The sequence below is a fragment of the Streptomyces pluripotens genome, assembly GCF_000802245.2.
GTDB classification, from domain to species: Bacteria; Actinomycetota; Actinomycetes; order Streptomycetales; family Streptomycetaceae; genus Streptomyces; species Streptomyces pluripotens.
Genome location: NZ_CP021080.1, coordinates 911346 through 927802, shown reverse-complemented (window position 1 = coordinate 927802; position 16457 = coordinate 911346). Strand labels below are relative to the sequence as shown.

The following is a 16457-nucleotide window of genomic DNA, read 5'->3' as shown; positions in this document are numbered from 1 at the left end:
TGAGTTCGCAGATGCCCGACGCTCCCGCCCTCCCCGTCACCTTCCGACCGGGATCCACCCGAGTGATCCTGCTCACCGCCGGTGTGGTGATCTTCCTGGTGATCTTCGGGATCGCGATGCTGCTGGAGCAGCTCGGCCCGGGGGAGCGGCTCACCTTCGTCATCACCGGAGCACTGATCTTCTGGGCTCTGGCCCGGTTCGCCCGGGTGAAGGTCGTCGCCGACGAGTCCGGTGTCACCGTCGTCAACATCGCCAGCAGACGGCATCTGGACTGGGCGGAGATCCTCCAGGTGAACCTCCGTCCGGGCGACCCCTGGGTGTACCTCAACCTCAGTGACGGAACCAGCCTGCCCGCGCTGGGCATTCAGCCCGGCATCGCCAGACAGCGCGCCATCGCCGACGCGCAGGCCCTCCGGGCCCTCGCTGAGGCCCGCTCGACGGCCCGCGCGACGGAAGACCGGGTCTGACTGCGGAGCGCCCACCCTGCCCGTGCGGCCCATGTCTTGATTAATCTGGTGGCGGAGGTGTTTTCGCTGCGCCTCCGCCCCTGCCGCGCCGCGCCCGGCGTACAGGGGCTTCCTGCTAACCGAGGAGTGACCCCCTCCGGCGATGGACGGATCGTCCTGTAGTACCTGCGCCGCCCCGCCCCGATATGACGGGGAGGCGGCGGCATCGTGACCATCCCCCTGCTGCTCCTGGGAGCGGCGTTCCTGTTGATTCTCGCCAACGGTTTCTTCGTTGCGGCCGAGTTCGGCCTGGTGACCGTTGAGCGTCCCGAGGCCGAGGAGGCCGCCGCCGACGGCGACAAACGCGCCCGTACGGTCGTGCAGTCGCTGAAGGAGCTCTCTTTCCAGCTCTCCGGCACCCAGCTCGGCATCACCATCACCTCCCTGGTCGTCGGCATGCTGGCCGAACCGGCCCTGACCGAGCTGCTGCACGGCCCGCTCGCCGCACTCGGCCTCCCTGAGGAGGCCGCCTCCGGCATCGCCGTGGTCGTCGGCATGCTGCTGGCCTCCGCGATCCAGATGGTGATCGGTGAACTCGTACCCAAGAACTGGGCGGTGTCCAAGCCGCTGCAGGTCGCGCGCTTCGTCGCAGGGCCCCAGCACCACTTCTCCCGGCTGTTCCGGCCGGTGATTGCGGCACTCAACACGGTCGCCAACCGGTTGGTCCGCGCGCTGGGTGTCGAGCCCGCCGAGGAACTGGCCTCCGCCCGCACCCCTGGTGAACTGGTGTCCCTGGCCCGCCACTCCGCCCAGGCCGGCGCGCTGGAACAGGACACGGCCGACTTGTTCGTCCGCACCCTGTCCCTGGGCGAGCTGACTGCACAGCACGTCATGACTCCCCGGGTGAAGGTCAGCGCCCTGCAGGCCTCAGCCACCACGGAGGACGTCGTCAACCTCACCCGGGCCACCGGCCTGTCCCGGTTCCCCGTCTACCGGGAGAAGATCGACGAGATCGTCGGTATGGCCCACCTCAAGGACGCCCTCGCCGTCCCCGCGTACGAGCGGCTGCGCACCCCGGTCGGCCGCATCGCCCGCAAGGCGCTCCTCGTGCCCGAGACCCTGCCGGTCCAACCGCTCCTCGCCCGGTTGCGCAGCGGGCAGCCGATCGCCGTCGTCGTCGACGAGTACGGTGGCACGGCCGGAGTGGTGACCCTGGAGGACATCGTCGAGGAACTCGTCGGAGAGGTCCGTGACGAGCACGACGGCCAGGACGTGCCCGAGCTGGCCCCCGCCCCACCCGAGGACGGTAGGCCTGCCTGGGACGTCGACGGCAGCTGCCGTGTCGACATCCTGCAGCGCATAGGCCTGCGCGTGCCCGAGGGGCCGTACGAGACGGTCGCCGGCCTGGTCGCTGACCTGCTCGGCCGGATCCCCGCCCCCGGGGACCGGGCCGAGCTGCCGGGCTGGCGGCTCTCGGTCCGCCAGGTCGGCCACTACCGTGCCGAACGGGTCCGCCTGGTCAGGACCGCTCCGTCGGTGAACATGGCGGAGGCAGTCCGATGAGTGTGCTCCAACTGTTCTTCGCCGCGCTGCTCGTGCTTGCCAACGGATTCTTCGTCGGTGCCGAGTTCTCGCTCGTCTCCGTCCGCCGCAGCCAGATCGAACCGCTGGGCACCGCACGGGCCCGCCAGGTGCTGTACGGCCTGGAGCGGCTGCCGCAGATGATGGCCGCCGCGCAGTTCGGCATCACCGTGTGTTCCCTGACTCTGGGCGCGGTCGCCGAGCCGACGGTGGCGCACCTGCTGGAGCCGGTGTTCGCGTGGATCCGTCTCCCGGACGGCCTCGTCCACCCGCTGGGCTACGTCATCGCCCTCGCCGCCGTGGTCTTCTTCCACCTCGTCATCGGCGAGATGGTGCCGAAGAACCTCGCCATGGCGGCCCCGGAGAGGGCCGCGCTGTGGCTCAGTCCTGGCCTGGTCTACTTCGCCCGGCTCTGCCGGCCGATCACGGTGTCCCTCGGCGCCTGTGCCCAGGGCATCCTGCGACTCTTCCGCGTCGAGCCCAAGGACGAGGTCGAGGCCGTCGTCACCAGCGAGCAGCTCAACCGTCTGCTGGAGGACTCGGGCCAGGCGGGCCTTCTCGACCCCGAGGAGCGGGAGCGTCTGGAGGACGCACTGGAACTCGGCTCCCGCCCCGTGACAGACGTCCTGCTGCGGCGGGAGTCCTTGGTCACGGTGACCCCTGCCGTCACACCGGGGGAGATCGTCGAGTTGACCGCCCGTACGGGCTACTCCCGTTTCCCGGTCGCGGCGACGGAGAAGGGGCCCTTCATGGGGTACGTCCATGTGAAGGACGTGCTGGACCTGGAGGATTCCGACCGTGCCGTTCCCCAGCACGTCTGGCGCCCCATGGCCACCCTCCGCGCTGAGCTCCCCCTGGACGACGCTCTGACGGTCATGCGTCGGGCAGCGACCCACTTGGCCCAGGTCGCGGACGCGTCCGGCAGGGTACTGGGCCTGGTCGCCCTGGAGGACGTACTGGAACTCCTGGTGGGTGAGGTGCGCGATCCGGCACACCGGGAGACCCCCGACGTCAAGCTCACGGAGCCGAGGACGAGCGGGGAACCGGAGGAGGCACTGACGGGCTGAGATCGCCGTCGGCGCGCGGTGCCGGCCCGGTGGGCGGCTGGGGTCCGGCAACCGGGCCCCGCGCGACCCGGAAGGGAACGGAGCCCCGCGGCGTGAGCCGCGGGATCCCAGAGCCGTCCGCCGGCTGCGGGGCCGCCATGGACGGCGGCACCGGTTCCTCCGGAGCACCCGGTGCGCGGGCGGGGCCGGCCCCTACACGGGCGGCGGATCCTGCGGCCCGCGCCCCGACAGCACTTCCCCGTACGCCTGCATCAAGTCGGGCAACCGCAGTGTCGCCAGATCCTCCCGGGACAGCGTCCCCGCATACGTCGACAAGCGCAGATCCCGGTACGCACAGCTCTTCTCGTACAGCGTGCGCAGGAACCGCCCGTTCCCCAACTCGTCCAGCCACCCCTGTTCGACCACGTGTCCGGCGATCGACCGCAGCTCCTCCAGCGCCTCCTCGTCCCACCGGTCCCCGTTCTCCGCGGCGAGCACCTTCCCGATCTCGGTGAGCTCCGCGGGCCGGTAGGAGGGGAAGTCGACTCGGGTGGTGAAGCGGGACGACAACCCGGGGTTCGCGGCGAGCAGCCGGTCCATGCCCTCGGGATAGCCGGCCAGGATCACCACCAGGTGGTCCCGGTTGTCCTCGGCCCGCTTCAGCAGCACCTGAAGGGCCTCGTCGCCGTACGCGTCCCCCTTGCCGTATCCGGAGTTGGACAGCGAGTAGGCCTCGTCCACGAACAGTACCCCGCCGATCGCGGAGTCGATCAGCTCGTTCGCCTTCACCGCCGTCTGCCCCAGGTACTCGCCGACCAGGTCGGCTCGCTGGGCTTCGACGAGGTGGTCACCGCCGAGAAGCCCCAGTGCGTAGAAGACCCGGCCGAGAATGCGTGCCACCGTCGTCTTCCCGGTCCCGGACGGCCCTGAGAAGACGAAGTGTCTTTTCGGCGGTTGCACCGGCAGCCCCTGCTCGACTCGCAGCCGGGCCATGTTCAACTGCGCCGACAGAGCCTTGACCTGGCGTTTGACCGGCTCCAACCCCACCATGCGCTCCAGTTCGGCGAGCGCCTCCTCCAGGAGCACGGGATCGGTCGGCCCGGCCGGGATCGCCGAGGAAGGGACACCGGTCTTCAGCCGTGCGACCGGATCGCCGGACGATGGCAGCGGCCCGGTCGGCGGATCGGGCTCTGACAGCCGCAGATCCCGCCCCTCCATGCCGAACAACGGATCGAACCCGTCCGGCCCGTCCACGGTGTCCTGACCGGCGCCGGTCAGGGTGATCGCGGCGAAGTCGGCGATGTCCTCCTCGTACCCGTCGCCCTCGGCGATCGCGGCGAGCCGTGCCGAGGTGTCCATGAAGGCCGGGTCGACCCGGTGCACCGCGCGGTACAACGGGAGCGCGGCGGCCGAACGGCCGGTGCCCTCGTGGGCGCGCGCCAGCCAGTACCGCAGTTCCTTGCGCTGCGGTTGTTCGCTGCGGCAGCGCATCAGGGCCGCCGAGAGGAGGGGATCGGCGTGGCCGTACATCTCCAGGCGGACCCGGGCCATACCCCCGAACAGGCCGGCCTCGATGCCGAGCACGGGATCGTCCAGCAGCGGGTCGGTGTGCCGGACCAGCTGTTCCCAGTCCTTGACCAGGTACGCGCGGCAGGCGTGCAGGAAGCGCACCTGTGGGTCGGTGTCGACCGGTGGCAGCCCGGCCAGGGCGCGGTCCAACTCGGGGACGTGCCGGCCGTCCAGCCAGTGGGAGGCGTGTGCGAGCAGCAGATCGCGTGGGCTCTCCAGCACCGGTTGCACCCACCAGCCCAGCCAGTACCAGGAGTTGAGAGTGCGGCGATGTCGGGTGCGCTGTTCGCCGTAGCGGTCGCGGTGCCGGACCATTCTGAGGAGTGCGGTCGTCGTGTCGACCCGCAGTGCGTGCAGCCCGAGCCAGGCGTCCGCCATGCCAGGGTCGATCCGCACCGCGGTGCGGAACTCCTCCTCCGCCTGCGGATAGGCACCCATCGTGTAGGCGTCCACCCCTCGCAGCCAGGCGAGGTCGGCCGGGGCCTCGGGGCCCTGCGTGCCGAAGTCCATCACGTCCCCCCACAGACCGTGCCCCGTGGTTCACCACCGGACAGTCGTCCGATCGTCGCCGCGGCCGAACCGCCGTGCCGCGGACCGGAGTTGCAGGTGCGCGAGGCAGCTGCTCGAAGGTCGCACCGAGGGCATCGTACCCGCGGGGCGACCAGGTGCCGAAGGGTGTCGCACTGGCCGTTCGAGGAGGTGGGAGCAGACGGGGCGCATCCGGTTTCGTGACCGAGAGTGAGCGGGCCGGTGCTCGCGACGCCCCGAAGGCTGGTCGCGCGCAGAACGAAGCCCCCGATCACGGGGGAACAACCGGGGGCTTCGCGTCTGAGGCGGCTCCGCAGGGCCGCACATTGAGAACGTAAGTCCTGTCCGGGTCCTCGGTCAAGAACGGTTGAGACACTCCGAGGAGTTCCCCGAAGGGTATTTCACAGGCTCACCACACTGCCGATGGTCCATCACTCCGGGTGACGTCATCGTCCGGGGTGCGGGGTGCTTCGGGCCCTGGCAGCACCTCGTACCCCGCCGGTGTCTGGAGCACCAGGAGATCGGCATGGGGGCGCGAGGGATCGGCAGCGAAGTGCGCGTGCTCCGCCTCGATCCAGCCCTCCCAGAACTCCTGCTGCTCCGCCCCGTCCCGCTCGCGACCACGTCTCCAGGACTCCTCGGGGGACAGCTCCATCCACAGCAGCCGCGCCAGATGCGGCCGCAGCGTCCGGCGTCCGGCGCCGACGCCCTCGACCAGGATCACGGGAGCTGGAGGCAGCGGGCGGGGCGGGGCGAAGGCGCGGGAGTACCAGTCGTAGGGGGTGTAGAGAGCCTCCTCGCCGCGTGCGAGGGGCCGGATCACCTGGGCCGTGATCCGGTCGGTCCACTCGAAGAGCTGCTGGTGGCTGGCGATGTCGTCGAGATGGAGCACCGGTGCCCCGCCCAGTGCGCCGGCCAGCCGTTCGGCAAAGGTGGACTTTCCCGAGCCCGCGTGCCCGTCGACGCCGATCAGTCGGACCGGGCCCAGAGAGGGAGGAAGCCCGCTCAGCCGGGCGGCGAGGTCGTGAATGGTGATTCCCAGGGGTCGTGTGGTGGGAGCTTTCCGGAAACAGTCTAGTGGTGGATCGCGGAGGCCGGGGGGTGAGGCTGCCCGGCCGGGAAAAGTCACGGTTTGAACCACCGGCCGACAGTCGGTCAACTGCATGGATAAAGCCATTCGAATCCCCTGACCGATATGTCGAATTCTGCGTCCCGGGCGGGCCTGCCGGTGCGTAAAATGCCTCCCGGGTAACTGTGATGCGTCGTACGGGGACTGGCGGGGGGACATGACCGCAGAGTTATTCGAAGGCCACTATGTATGGCATCCGGCGGCCGACGACCGTGTCCTGGCGGGCGTATGCGTCGAGGTGCGCGCAGGACGTTATCGATACGCGTACGAGGCTCTCGCTGAGACCCGTTCCGACTTCGGCCTGCGTGCCCACCGCTCGCTGGTACTCGCCTCCGAGGCAGCCGACACCGACCTGGTCGAGCGCTGGCTGGCCGAGGAACCGACACCCGAGGCGGCGCTGCTGTGGGCCCGGGTCGCGGTGCAACGCGCGCTGCGGGCCGCCGACGCGCACGGTGGTCGCACCGAGGTGCATGACGGCCGCGCCGAGGCGTTGGAGCGGATTGCGCTGACCGCCTGCGACCGTGCTGCCGCGCTGGCTCCCAAGGACCCCACCCCGTGGGTCGCCAAGCTGGCCATGGCCCGGCTGCACCGGAGGCTGCACCGGCTGCGCGACCCGGCCCCGCAGGGTCTGCTCACCGCCCCGCCCGGCCCCTGGCGGTTGTTCGCGCACATCCTGTCCCTGGATCCCTGGCACCGCGAGGGGCACCACCGCTTTCTGTCGTTCTTCTTCGCCCGATACGGCGGCTCGGTCAACGCGGCCTGGGACGTGGCCGCCTTCCTCGGCCAGCGGGCGCCGGTCGATTCCGCCCTCCGGCTGCTGCCCCTGGTGGCCCTGGTGGAGAGCTATGACCCGACCCGGCTGCTTGCCGACCGTGTCTGGGAGCAACCGCAGTGGCGCTCCACCGCGCTGGCGATCCACCGCAACTGGCTGCCTTCGGTGGCCGGATACCGCTTCACCCCGGTGCTCGACCTGGCCTACCTCGCGCATGCGCTGGTCATGGCCCGGTGTGAGTCCGAGGCCCGGGTGACGCTGCTGGCGATGGGCCCGTACGCCTCGCGGATGCCCTGGAGCGCCTTCGGTGACCCCGTTGAGCAACTCTCCCGGGCCCGGCGCGCCTGCGGGCTGCCCGCCCCGGGGGCGGCCTGACCCCCTCGCCCGCACCTACCCCCCACCGAGAGAGAGGCCGATCTGTGTCGCAACGGACACCGACGTCCCGCGCGAAGGCGCGCGCGGGCGAAGCCCTCGTCGTGCTCGACGATGACGCGACCCTGCACGCGATGGGTTATCCGCGGAAACTCACCCGGCGATTCCAGGCGTTCGATAATTTTGCGATATCGTTCACGATCATCAATATCCTGTCGGGGATCTTCTCGTCCTTCGGTTTCGGCATGAACGCGGGCGGACCCCGAATCCTTGTGTTCGGCTGGATCGGCGTCTCGCTGATGGTGTTGCTCATTGGTGCGGCCATGGCGGAAGTCGCCTCGGCTTATCCGACGAGCGGGGCCCTGTACTTCTCCGCCGGTAAACTCGCCAAGCGCCACAAGGGCGCCTGGTCGTGGTTCACGGGCTGGTTGAATTTCGTGGGCCAGATCGGTGGCACCGCTGCCACGGGGTATGCCGCGGCCACCTTCCTCCAGGCGTTCGTGCAGTTGCAGTGGCCCTCCTACCGGCCGACTGCGCACCAGACGGTGCTGATCACGACCCTGATCGTCATCGTGCAGGGGCTCGCCAACACCTACACCGTCCAACTCGTCGCCGTGCTGAACCGCATTTCTGTGTGGTGGCTGCTACTCGGACTCATTGTGATCGCCAGTGCACTCATAGTGATTCCGTCCCATCATCAGCCGGTGTCCTTCGTGACGCATTTTGAGAACAACACGGGCTTCACGAACGGGCTTTACGGCGGCATGCTTGGCCTGCTGGTCACCAGCTGGACCTTCACCGGGTTCGACGGCAGCTTCCACATGTCCGAGGAAACGGTTCGCGCGACGGTCAACGCCCCGAAGGGGATCACCCGCGCCATCGGCTATTCGGCGGTCACCGGCCTGATCCTGATGCTGGCACTCGTCTACAGCATTGGTGACTACGCCAAGGAGGCGGGTTCGGAGACGCCGCCGGTCCAGATCCTCATCGACGGCCTCGGGCTCGGTACCGCCAAGGCGATGCTTCTCATCGTCATCGGGGCGATGCTCTTCTGCGGCCTGGCCAACCTCACCAGCAACACCCGGCAGATCTTCGCCTTCTCCCGGGACGGAGCCATGCCCGGCTCCCGCTGGTGGCATTCGGTCTCCCCGCGCACCCGTACCCCCGTGAAGGCGGTGTGGCTGGCCGTGGCCTGTTCACTGGCACTGGTGGTACCGGGCTGGTGGTCGCACACGGCGTTCACCGCCATCGTCAGCGTCAATGTGGTGGGGCTCTTCCTCGCCTACGCCGTGCCCATCTTCCTGCGCCTCAGGCTCGGTGCCGCGTTCCAGCCCGGGCCCTGGCACCTGGGCCGCTGGGGCCGGCCGATCGGCTGGCTGGCGGTGATCTGGATCCTGCTCAGCAGCGTCCTGTTCATGTTGCCGCAGGCCTCGCCGATCACGGTCGACTCCTTCAACTACGCGCCGATCGCGCTCGCCGTCGTCCTGTTCGTGGCCACGGTGTGGTGGTTCGCCACGGCCCGTCGCCGCTTCCAGGGGCCGGTCAGCTACGGCCGCCCCGACGAGGTGGCCGCGATGGACCTGGTCTGACCCGTTCGTCCCCGGTGTCCGGCACCCAGTGCTGCAGCAGGCGACGTTTGCGATGGGGACGAACGTCGCCTGCCACGGCACGAGCCGGTGCCGGGGAAGGCATGCCCCCGGCCGGTCCGTTTCCGCCGGCCCGGACCGCTGTGCATGGCGCGCCGTGCGCGAAGTGCTGGCAGGGGCATGCCGCCTGATCCATAGTGGGCCCACAACCATGCACCGGATCCGGTACCTACTCGGACACCTGGGGGTATTCGCGCCCATGAACAGAGCCGAACAGCCTTCCCGTAGAAGCGTCCTGGCCGTCGCCGTCGTCGCGGCGGTGACCGGAGCAACGGCCCCCGCCTTCGCCGCGCAGGGACCTGCCGACACCAGCGACCGCACACCCGGGGCCCGCCCGATCGACTACCACGCCTGGACCACCTACAGCGAGTGGAGCTCCGGCACCGTCCAGGGGACCAGGCCGGTCGCCGGCCACCGACCCGGCCTCGTGTTCGACGTCCCCGCCGGCCGCAATGACTACACCGACCCGCACACCGGCACCACCAGCACCTGGGAGTACGCCATCTGGACCGGCCCGGTCCACCGGCTTGCCGTCCCCGCCACCGAGGTGGTCGCCTCCTGGAACGCACACACCCCCGACGGCACCTGGCTCCAGGCCGAGCTGCAGGGCACGTACTCCGACGGTTCGGGAACGCCCTGGTACGTGATGGGCCGCTGGGCGGCCGGCGACCGGGACATCAAGCGGACCTCGGTGGACGGCCAGACGGACGGCAAGAGCACCATCTGGACCGACACCTTCGTCATCGACGACGCGAGCAGCGGCCTGCGCCTGGCGTCGTACCGGCTGCGCCTCACGCTGTACCGCAAGCCGGGCACGCAGCTGACCCCCACCATCTGGCGGGTCGGCGCCATGGGCTCCGACATCCCCGACCGCTTCACGGTTCCGGCGTCCGTTGCGGGGCCCGCCCGGGAGCTTGCCGCTCCACGCTACTCGCAGGAGATCCACAAGGGGCAGTACCCGCAGTTCGACAACGGTGGCGAGGCCTGGTGCAGTCCCACCTCGTCACAGATGATCATCGAGTACTGGGGTGGCAGGCTCACCCCCGAGCAACTGTCCTGGGTCGACCCGTCCTACGCCGACCCGCAGGTGGACCACGCGGCCCGCTTCACCTACGACTACCAGTACCAGGGCTGCGGCAACTGGCCCTTCAACGCCGCCTACGCGGCCACCTACCAGGACCTCCAGGGCGTGGTCACCCGGCTCGCCTCGCTCAGCGACCTGGAGACGCTGATCGCGGCTGGTGTCCCCGTCATGACGTCCCAGTCCTTCCTGGAGACTGAGCTGACGGGTGCGGGCTACGGCACCTCCGGTCACCTGATGACCGTGACCGGTTTCACGGAGCACGGCGACGTGATCGCCGGAGACCCGGCGTCGCCGAGCGACGAGGCGGTGCGGCGCGTCTACCTGCGCCGGGAATTCGAGAACATCTGGCTGCGGACCAAGCGGTACAACGCCTCCGGTAAGGTCGTCTCCGGCACCGGCGGCATCTGCTACCTCTACTTCCCGGCCGACCCCAGCCCGCTCCAGCGCGAGGCCCTCGCCGCGGTGGGGGTGCGCTGAGCCGTACGACTGGCCTCAGCTCTGGACCGACCGCACTCGTGAGGCGAACCGTCACCGTCGCCGAAGGGGCGTACGGGGCGGACCGACGTTTCCCCGACGGCCCGCACGGGGCTGCTGTTCCTGGGTGTGCCGTTGTTCCTGGGTGTGCCGTGCGGAGGGTGCCACCCGCGACTGGATCAACCGTCCCGAGCTGCCTCGCCACGCCAGGTGCGAGCAGCCGGTGAAGACGTTCGGCGGAGCCCTGCGTGCCGTCGGGGAGCTGGACCCGGCCGATCGGCCCCGCCGCCGGCCTGCCGGGACGTGCGTCGTGCAGGGTTCTGACCCGATTCCTGAAGTAAGCGGTCGTTAACTGGTGACGGGAGGTCGCCGATCGGGCATACTCACTGCGCACAGCCGCTGGTCAGCCGCTTCCGAAACCCGGGAGCGGGGGCCTTCGGCAGGAACTGGAACGATCAGGCGGAGCCGCCCCCACCCCAACGGGCCACACCGCCGGTGCCCGAACAGGGAGGAGACCGACGCCATGCCCGACCGCGACCTGCAGCCGGTGGAGCGTCAACTGCCGACGGAAGAGGCGAGGGACCTGCTCGCACTCGTCCGGGACATCGCCCAGCGCGAGATCGCGCCGAAGGCCGCAGAGGAGGAGGACGCGGGGCGCTTCCCGAGTGAGGTCTTCACCCTGCTCTCCGAGTCCGGCCTGCTCGGCCTGCCGTACGACGCTGAGTACGGCGGTGGTGAGCAGCCCTACGAGGTCTACCTCCAGGTCCTGGAGGAACTGGCCGCGGCCCGACTCACCGTGGGCCTCGGCGTCAGCGTCCACACCCTCGCCGCCTACGCGCTGGCCACCTACGGCACCAAGCAGCAGCAGGTCGAGCACCTGTCGGACATGCTCGGCGGCGGTCTGCTCGGTGCCTACTGCCTGTCCGAGCCGGCCGCTGGCTCGGACGCGGCCTCCCTGCGCACCAAGGCCGTCCGCGACGACGCGGGAAGCTGGATGATCACGGGCACCAAGGCCTGGATCACACACGGCGGCATCGCCGACTTCTACACCGTGATGGCCCGCACCGGCGAGGACGGCCCGCGTGGGATCACCGCGTTCTTGGTGCCCGGCGACGCGCCCGGCCTGAGTGCGGCGGTGCCTGAGAAGAAGATGGGCATGAAGGGCTCGCCCACCGCCCAGGTGCACTTCGACGGAGTCCGGGTCCCGGACTGCCGACGCGTGGGCGAGGAGGGCCAGGGGTTCTCCATCGCCCTGTCCGCCCTCGACTCCGGCCGGCTCGGCATCGCGGCCTGCGCCATCGGCCTCGCCCAGGCCGCACTGGACGAGGCGGTCGCCTACGCTACTCAGCGCCGGCAGTTCGGCCGGCCCATCGCCGACTTCCAGGGCCTCCGGTTCATGATCGCCGACATGGCCACCCAGATCGAGGCCGGCCGTGCGCTCTACCTCGCCGCGGCGCGGCTGCGGGACGCGGGCAAACCGTTCTCCAGGCAGGCCGCGATGGCCAAGCTGCACTGCACCGACACGGCCATGAAGGTCACGACGGACGCGGTGCAGATACTCGGCGGCTACGGTTACACCGCCGACTTCCCGGCCGAGCGGTACATGCGCGAGGCCAAGGTCCTGCAGATCGTCGAGGGCACCAACCAGATCCAGCGGATGGTCATCGCCCGGCACCTGGTGGGACCCGAGGGGCGTTGAACTGCCCCCTGACGACGGGCGGGGCCGCCAGCCTGACCCACTCCGGGTCGTGGCGGCCCGGCAGGGTGCGGCCCTGGCTGGCCCAACTGTGCATGAGGGCACGGTAGAGGGGAGGGTCTGCCGGAGGCGGCGGAACCGGTTCTGAGGGGCGGGGGACGGATAGACGACGCGGACGTCCGGTCGCCGAGTGCTGGCGGGTCACAACCGGGCAACGTGACAGCGAAGACGCAGGTCACCGTCCGGTGGATTCGTGCGTCAGTTCATGCCCGCCTGGGTTCTCTCTCCGGCCGTCCCCGGTGCGCTGACGTGCCAGCAGTGCACTGTTCTGCCGGGGGTGCCGTGGCCAGTGCCGTCCTCTACCGCTCGACGAGCGCCCCGCGCACCAGGTGTCGTTGCCCGTGAGGCATGTGGCGACCGGCGGCCGGAATGGTGGCGACCGCCATGGAACCCGTCACCGGGCGCGCACTGCCGGATGCCGCGCCCCGGATCTGTGAGGGAGCTGACCGTGCGGAGCGCGTGGTGGTGAATGCGAGCGCCTGACGGTTGTGCCGAGCGCGATCCCGGCGCGTTCGCCGGCCACGGTCCGGTGGCAACAGCGCGGTTCCCCGTTCCCCGTGGAGGCGGGGGACCGTTGCGCCGCCAGGTGGCGGCGCAACGGTCCCCCGACGGCGGGGTAAAGGGTCGGACCGGTGGGGGAGTGAGTCAGGCGGCCTGGTGGCGCATCGCCGGCAGGCGCATCGGGCGCGAGCCCGGGCCGCCGGCGTGCGAGAAGGGTTGCGTCCGCCAGTTCAGGCCCTGAGGGAGTGTCAACAGCAGGCCGGTGTGCTGCTCCTGCGGCGCGAAGGATTCGTCCGCCGGGCTGGCGTCGACCGCCGAACGGCCCGTGCCCGCACACACCGTGAGCCCGAACGGGTTCCACGGCGAGGCGCACAGCGCATGCTCCGGAAGGTTCTCCTCGTCCGCCAGCAGCGCGATCGGCTGGGCGCAGTCCGGGCAGATCACCCGGTACATCTCGAAGGTGTCGTAGCTGTTCGGTTCCTCGTCGAAGACGTCGAGTTCGACGCCCTCCAGCTCGGCCACCGGCTGCTGCCGCTTGGACGTGGATCGGCCAGGGCGATGGGCACTCTGCATGGGATTCTCCCCCTAAGGCTGGGCCGTGACGGCGCTGCGGCCTCGACCACACCAAGCACTTCCCGTCCGCCCCGGGCGGTAATCACGAGAGCATCACGGAGCCCGTTCGGGGTGTGTGGCGTTCGTCACATGCCGGGCGCAGATGCTCGGTGTGGGGCTCTCCAGCCCACGCCATTTGCCCCGGGGTGGTCGTCCCTGGCCCCCGGATGACCCCCATCCGGCTCGCGCGTACCTCACTGACCGGGCATGACCTGGCGTGGCACGGCTATCCCAGAGGATCAGCCGCACTGTAGGTTTTGGCGCCATGGAGGAGCTGGACCGTCAGATCGTGCAGCTGCTCGTCAAGGACGGGCGGATGAGCTACACCGACCTGGGCAAGGCCACGGGCCTGTCCACGTCGGCCGTGCACCAGAGGGTGCGCCGGCTGGAACAGCGTGGCGTTATCCGCGGCTACGCCGCCGTGGTCGACTCCGAGGCCGTGGGCCTGCCCCTCACCGCGTTCATCTCGGTGAAGCCGTTCGACCCCAGCGCCCCCGACGACATCGCGGACCGTCTGGCAGGCGTCCCCGAGATCGAGGCCTGCCACAGTGTCGCCGGGGACGAGAACTACATCCTCAAGGTGCGCGTGGCCACCCCGCACGAACTGGAGGAACTGCTGGCCAGGTTGCGCAGCCTGGCAGGGGTGTCGACGCGGACGACGGTGGTCCTGTCGACGCCCTACGAGGCACGCGCGCCGCGGATCTGAGGCCCGGCCGCTGCCTCCCGGCCACTGCGGGCAGACGTTCTGCGGGGTACTCGCCTCGCCCCGGGTGCGGCTCGGTCCGCACGGCGCGAGAAACTGTCGGCTATGAGTGAGCGCACCGTCGAGCCCCCCGAGACCGTCCTCCTGCGCCGCGGAGAGGTCCACAGTCCCGCCGACCCGTTCGCCACGGCGATGGTCGTCGAGGCCGGACACATCGCCTGGGTCGGTTCCGAGGGCGCCGCCGACGCCTTCGCCGACGGTGTGGACGAGGTGGTTGACCTCGATGGCGCCCTGGTCACCCCGGCCTTCACCGACGCCCATGTGCACACCACCGCCACGGGGCTCACCCTGACCGGACTCGACCTGTCCGGCGCACCCTCGCTGGAGGCGGCTCTGGCCCTGGTCCGGGAGTTCGCCGCGGCCCGCCCGGACGACCGGGTTCTGCTGGGCCACGGCTGGGACGCCGCACGCTGGCCCGGCGGACGCCCGCCCACGCGCACGGAGCTGGACGAGGCGGCCGGCGGACGCCCGATGTACCTGTCCCGCATCGACGTGCATTCCGCGGTCGCCACCACTGCCCTGCTCGACCTGGTGCCAGGTGGCGGACTGCGGGAGGACGCCCCCCTCACCCGCGACGCCCACCACGCCGTCCGGGAAGCCGCCCTCGCCGCCATCACCCCCGCCCAGCGCGGCGAGGCCCAGCGCACCGCCCTGGCCCACGCGGCCTCCCTGGGCATCGGCTCGGTGCACGAGTGCGGCGGCCCGCAGATCTCCTCCGAGGACGACTTCACCGCTCTGCTGGGACGTGCCGCCGAGGGTCCCGGCCCCCGTGTGATCGGATACTGGGCCGAACGGAACGTCGAGAAGGCGCGGGAATTGGGCGCTCAGGGTGCCGCTGGCGACCTCTTCGCCGACGGTGCCCTCGGCTCGCACACCGCCTGTCTGCGCGAGCCCTACGCCGACGCAGACCACTCCGGTGCCGCCTACCTGGACCCCGAATCCGTGGCCGCCCATGTCGTCGCCTGTACCGAGGCGGGCCTGCAGGCCGGCTTCCACGCCATCGGCGACGCCGCCGTGGCGACCGTCGTCGAAGGGGTGCGCGCCGCTGCCGGCAAGACCGGGCTCGCCCGAGTCCGCGCCGCCCGTCACCGTGTCGAACACGCCGAGATGCTCACCGCGGAGACCGTCGCGGCCTTCGCCGAACTGGGCCTGATCGCATCCGTGCAGCCGGCCTTCGACGCTCTGTGGGGTGGCGAGGACGGCATGTACGCCCAGCGCCTGGGGGCTGGGCGGGCCCGGAGTCTCAACCCGTTCGCGGCCCTGTTGCGGGCTGGTGTGCCGCTGGCCTTCGGCTCCGACAGCCCGGTCACCCCGCTCGACCCCTGGGGTACGGTTCGTGCCGCCGCCTTCCACCGCACGCCCGAGCACCGGGTCTCCGTCCGGGCGGGGTTCACCGCGCACACGCGCGGTGGTTGGCGGGCCGTCGGGCGGGACGACGCGGGCGTGCTGGTCCCAGGCGCGCCGGCCGACTACGCCCTCTGGCGGACCGGCGAGCTGATCGTCCAGGCCCCCGACGACCGGGTGGCCCGCTGGTCGACCGACCCGCGCTCGGGCACGCCGGGTCTGCCCGACCTCACCCCCGGCCGCGACCTGCCGGTCTGCCTGCGGACCGTGGTGGGCGGACGGACGGTGTTCGTACGGCCGGGCGAGTGATCTACGGGGGTGGCGTGGCGGCCGACGGCCGCCACGGCCCCGCCGTCCGACCTGCGCATCCTCTCCGCCGGCGACGGCGCTCGTGCTGTTGTCGCAGGCCAGAGGGCTGTTGACAGCTGACGGCGGGGGGCCGGTAGGTTCGTCCGAGTCCACCACCGGACGCCCGACCGGAGACCGTTCGCGCAACTCGTCGCAGCGCCGCTGAGTCAGGGGCGGTGTGCCGCACTGGGGCACCGTCACTGGGAGCCAGGCTCAGCGTCCGCGCCGGCGAAAGAACGTTCCGTCCGGTCGGCCAGGTGTGACCCGGGTGGGGCCCGGGCGCTCAGTAGACAACGGCTTTCGGTCGATTCGCAGCCAGCGGGTCCCAGGTCGGCCCGAAGGGCGCCGGGCCCCCATCCGTCGTGCTACGAGGGGTGCAAAAATGGCCAAAATCAGGGCGTGAGGGCGCTGAAAGCCGCATTCTTACCCCACTCTCGTGGAATCGACACCCACCACACGAGCGAGTCTGCCCGTCTTCCCGGACGA

Annotated in this window: 12 protein-coding genes; 9 read left to right on the top strand and 3 right to left on the bottom strand. The window is 70.6% G+C overall.

Annotated features, from left to right (window positions below; genetic code table 11):
* Window positions 1–11 precede the first annotated feature (11 nt).
* The 3 genes from LK06_RS03925 (at window position 12) to LK06_RS03915 (ending at window position 3094) form a co-directional block, all read left to right on the top strand.
* Complete coding sequence (locus LK06_RS03925; RefSeq protein ID WP_043434090.1) at window positions 12–467, top strand: PH domain-containing protein; 456 nt, start codon at window positions 12–14, stop codon at window positions 465–467.
* Between the two features lie 207 nt (window positions 468–674).
* Complete coding sequence (locus tag LK06_RS03920; RefSeq protein ID WP_039649074.1) at window positions 675–2009, top strand: hemolysin family protein; 1335 nt, start codon at window positions 675–677, stop codon at window positions 2007–2009.
* A complete protein-coding gene (locus LK06_RS03915; RefSeq protein ID WP_039649076.1) occupies window positions 2006–3094 on the top strand; it encodes a hemolysin family protein in 1089 nt (362 codons plus the stop codon). Before LK06_RS03920 ends, LK06_RS03915 begins: the two co-directional genes overlap by 4 nt.
* 192 nt (window positions 3095–3286) lie before the next feature.
* Here the strand turns inward: LK06_RS03915 and LK06_RS03910 are convergent, their stop codons facing one another.
* On the bottom strand, window positions 3287–5152 hold the full coding sequence (locus LK06_RS03910) for an AAA family ATPase (RefSeq protein WP_039649078.1): 1866 nt from the start codon (window positions 5150–5152) through the stop codon (window positions 3287–3289).
* A gap of 427 nt (window positions 5153–5579) precedes the next feature.
* Window positions 5580–6200, bottom strand: a complete 621-nt coding sequence (locus tag LK06_RS03905) for a uridine kinase family protein (protein WP_078858941.1) — start codon at window positions 6198–6200, stop codon at window positions 5580–5582.
* Between the two features lie 256 nt (window positions 6201–6456).
* On the opposite strand from LK06_RS03905, the gene LK06_RS03900 reads away from it, so the two are divergent.
* The 4 genes from LK06_RS03900 to LK06_RS03880 all read left to right on the top strand — a co-directional run bounded on the left by LK06_RS03900 (window position 6457) and on the right by LK06_RS03880 (window position 12346).
* Window positions 6457–7446: a hypothetical protein gene (locus LK06_RS03900; RefSeq protein WP_039649081.1), complete on the top strand. Its 990-nt coding sequence runs from the start codon at window positions 6457–6459 to the stop codon at window positions 7444–7446.
* 44 nt (window positions 7447–7490) lie between these two features.
* A complete protein-coding gene (locus LK06_RS03895; protein ID WP_039649083.1) occupies window positions 7491–9032 on the top strand; it encodes an amino acid permease in 1542 nt (513 codons plus the stop codon).
* Between the two features lie 256 nt (window positions 9033–9288).
* On the top strand, window positions 9289–10650 hold the full coding sequence (locus tag LK06_RS03890; protein ID WP_043409517.1) for a peptidase C39 family protein: 1362 nt from the start codon (window positions 9289–9291) through the stop codon (window positions 10648–10650).
* 520 nt (window positions 10651–11170) lie between these two features.
* Window positions 11171–12346, top strand: coding sequence for an acyl-CoA dehydrogenase family protein (locus LK06_RS03880; RefSeq protein ID WP_039649086.1), 1176 nt, complete (start codon window positions 11171–11173; stop codon window positions 12344–12346).
* A gap of 702 nt (window positions 12347–13048) precedes the next feature.
* Here the strand turns inward: LK06_RS03880 and LK06_RS03870 are convergent.
* Window positions 13049–13477, bottom strand: coding sequence for a hypothetical protein (locus LK06_RS03870; protein ID WP_039649088.1), 429 nt, complete (start codon window positions 13475–13477; stop codon window positions 13049–13051).
* A 304-nt stretch (window positions 13478–13781) separates the two neighbouring features.
* Here LK06_RS03870 and LK06_RS03865 point away from each other — a divergent pair, with 304 nt between their 5' ends.
* Complete coding sequence (locus tag LK06_RS03865; RefSeq protein WP_039649090.1) at window positions 13782–14222, top strand: Lrp/AsnC family transcriptional regulator; 441 nt, start codon at window positions 13782–13784, stop codon at window positions 14220–14222.
* 102 nt (window positions 14223–14324) lie between these two features.
* A complete protein-coding gene (locus LK06_RS03860; protein WP_039649092.1) occupies window positions 14325–15932 on the top strand; it encodes an amidohydrolase in 1608 nt (535 codons plus the stop codon).
* Window positions 15933–16457 lie beyond the last annotated feature (525 nt).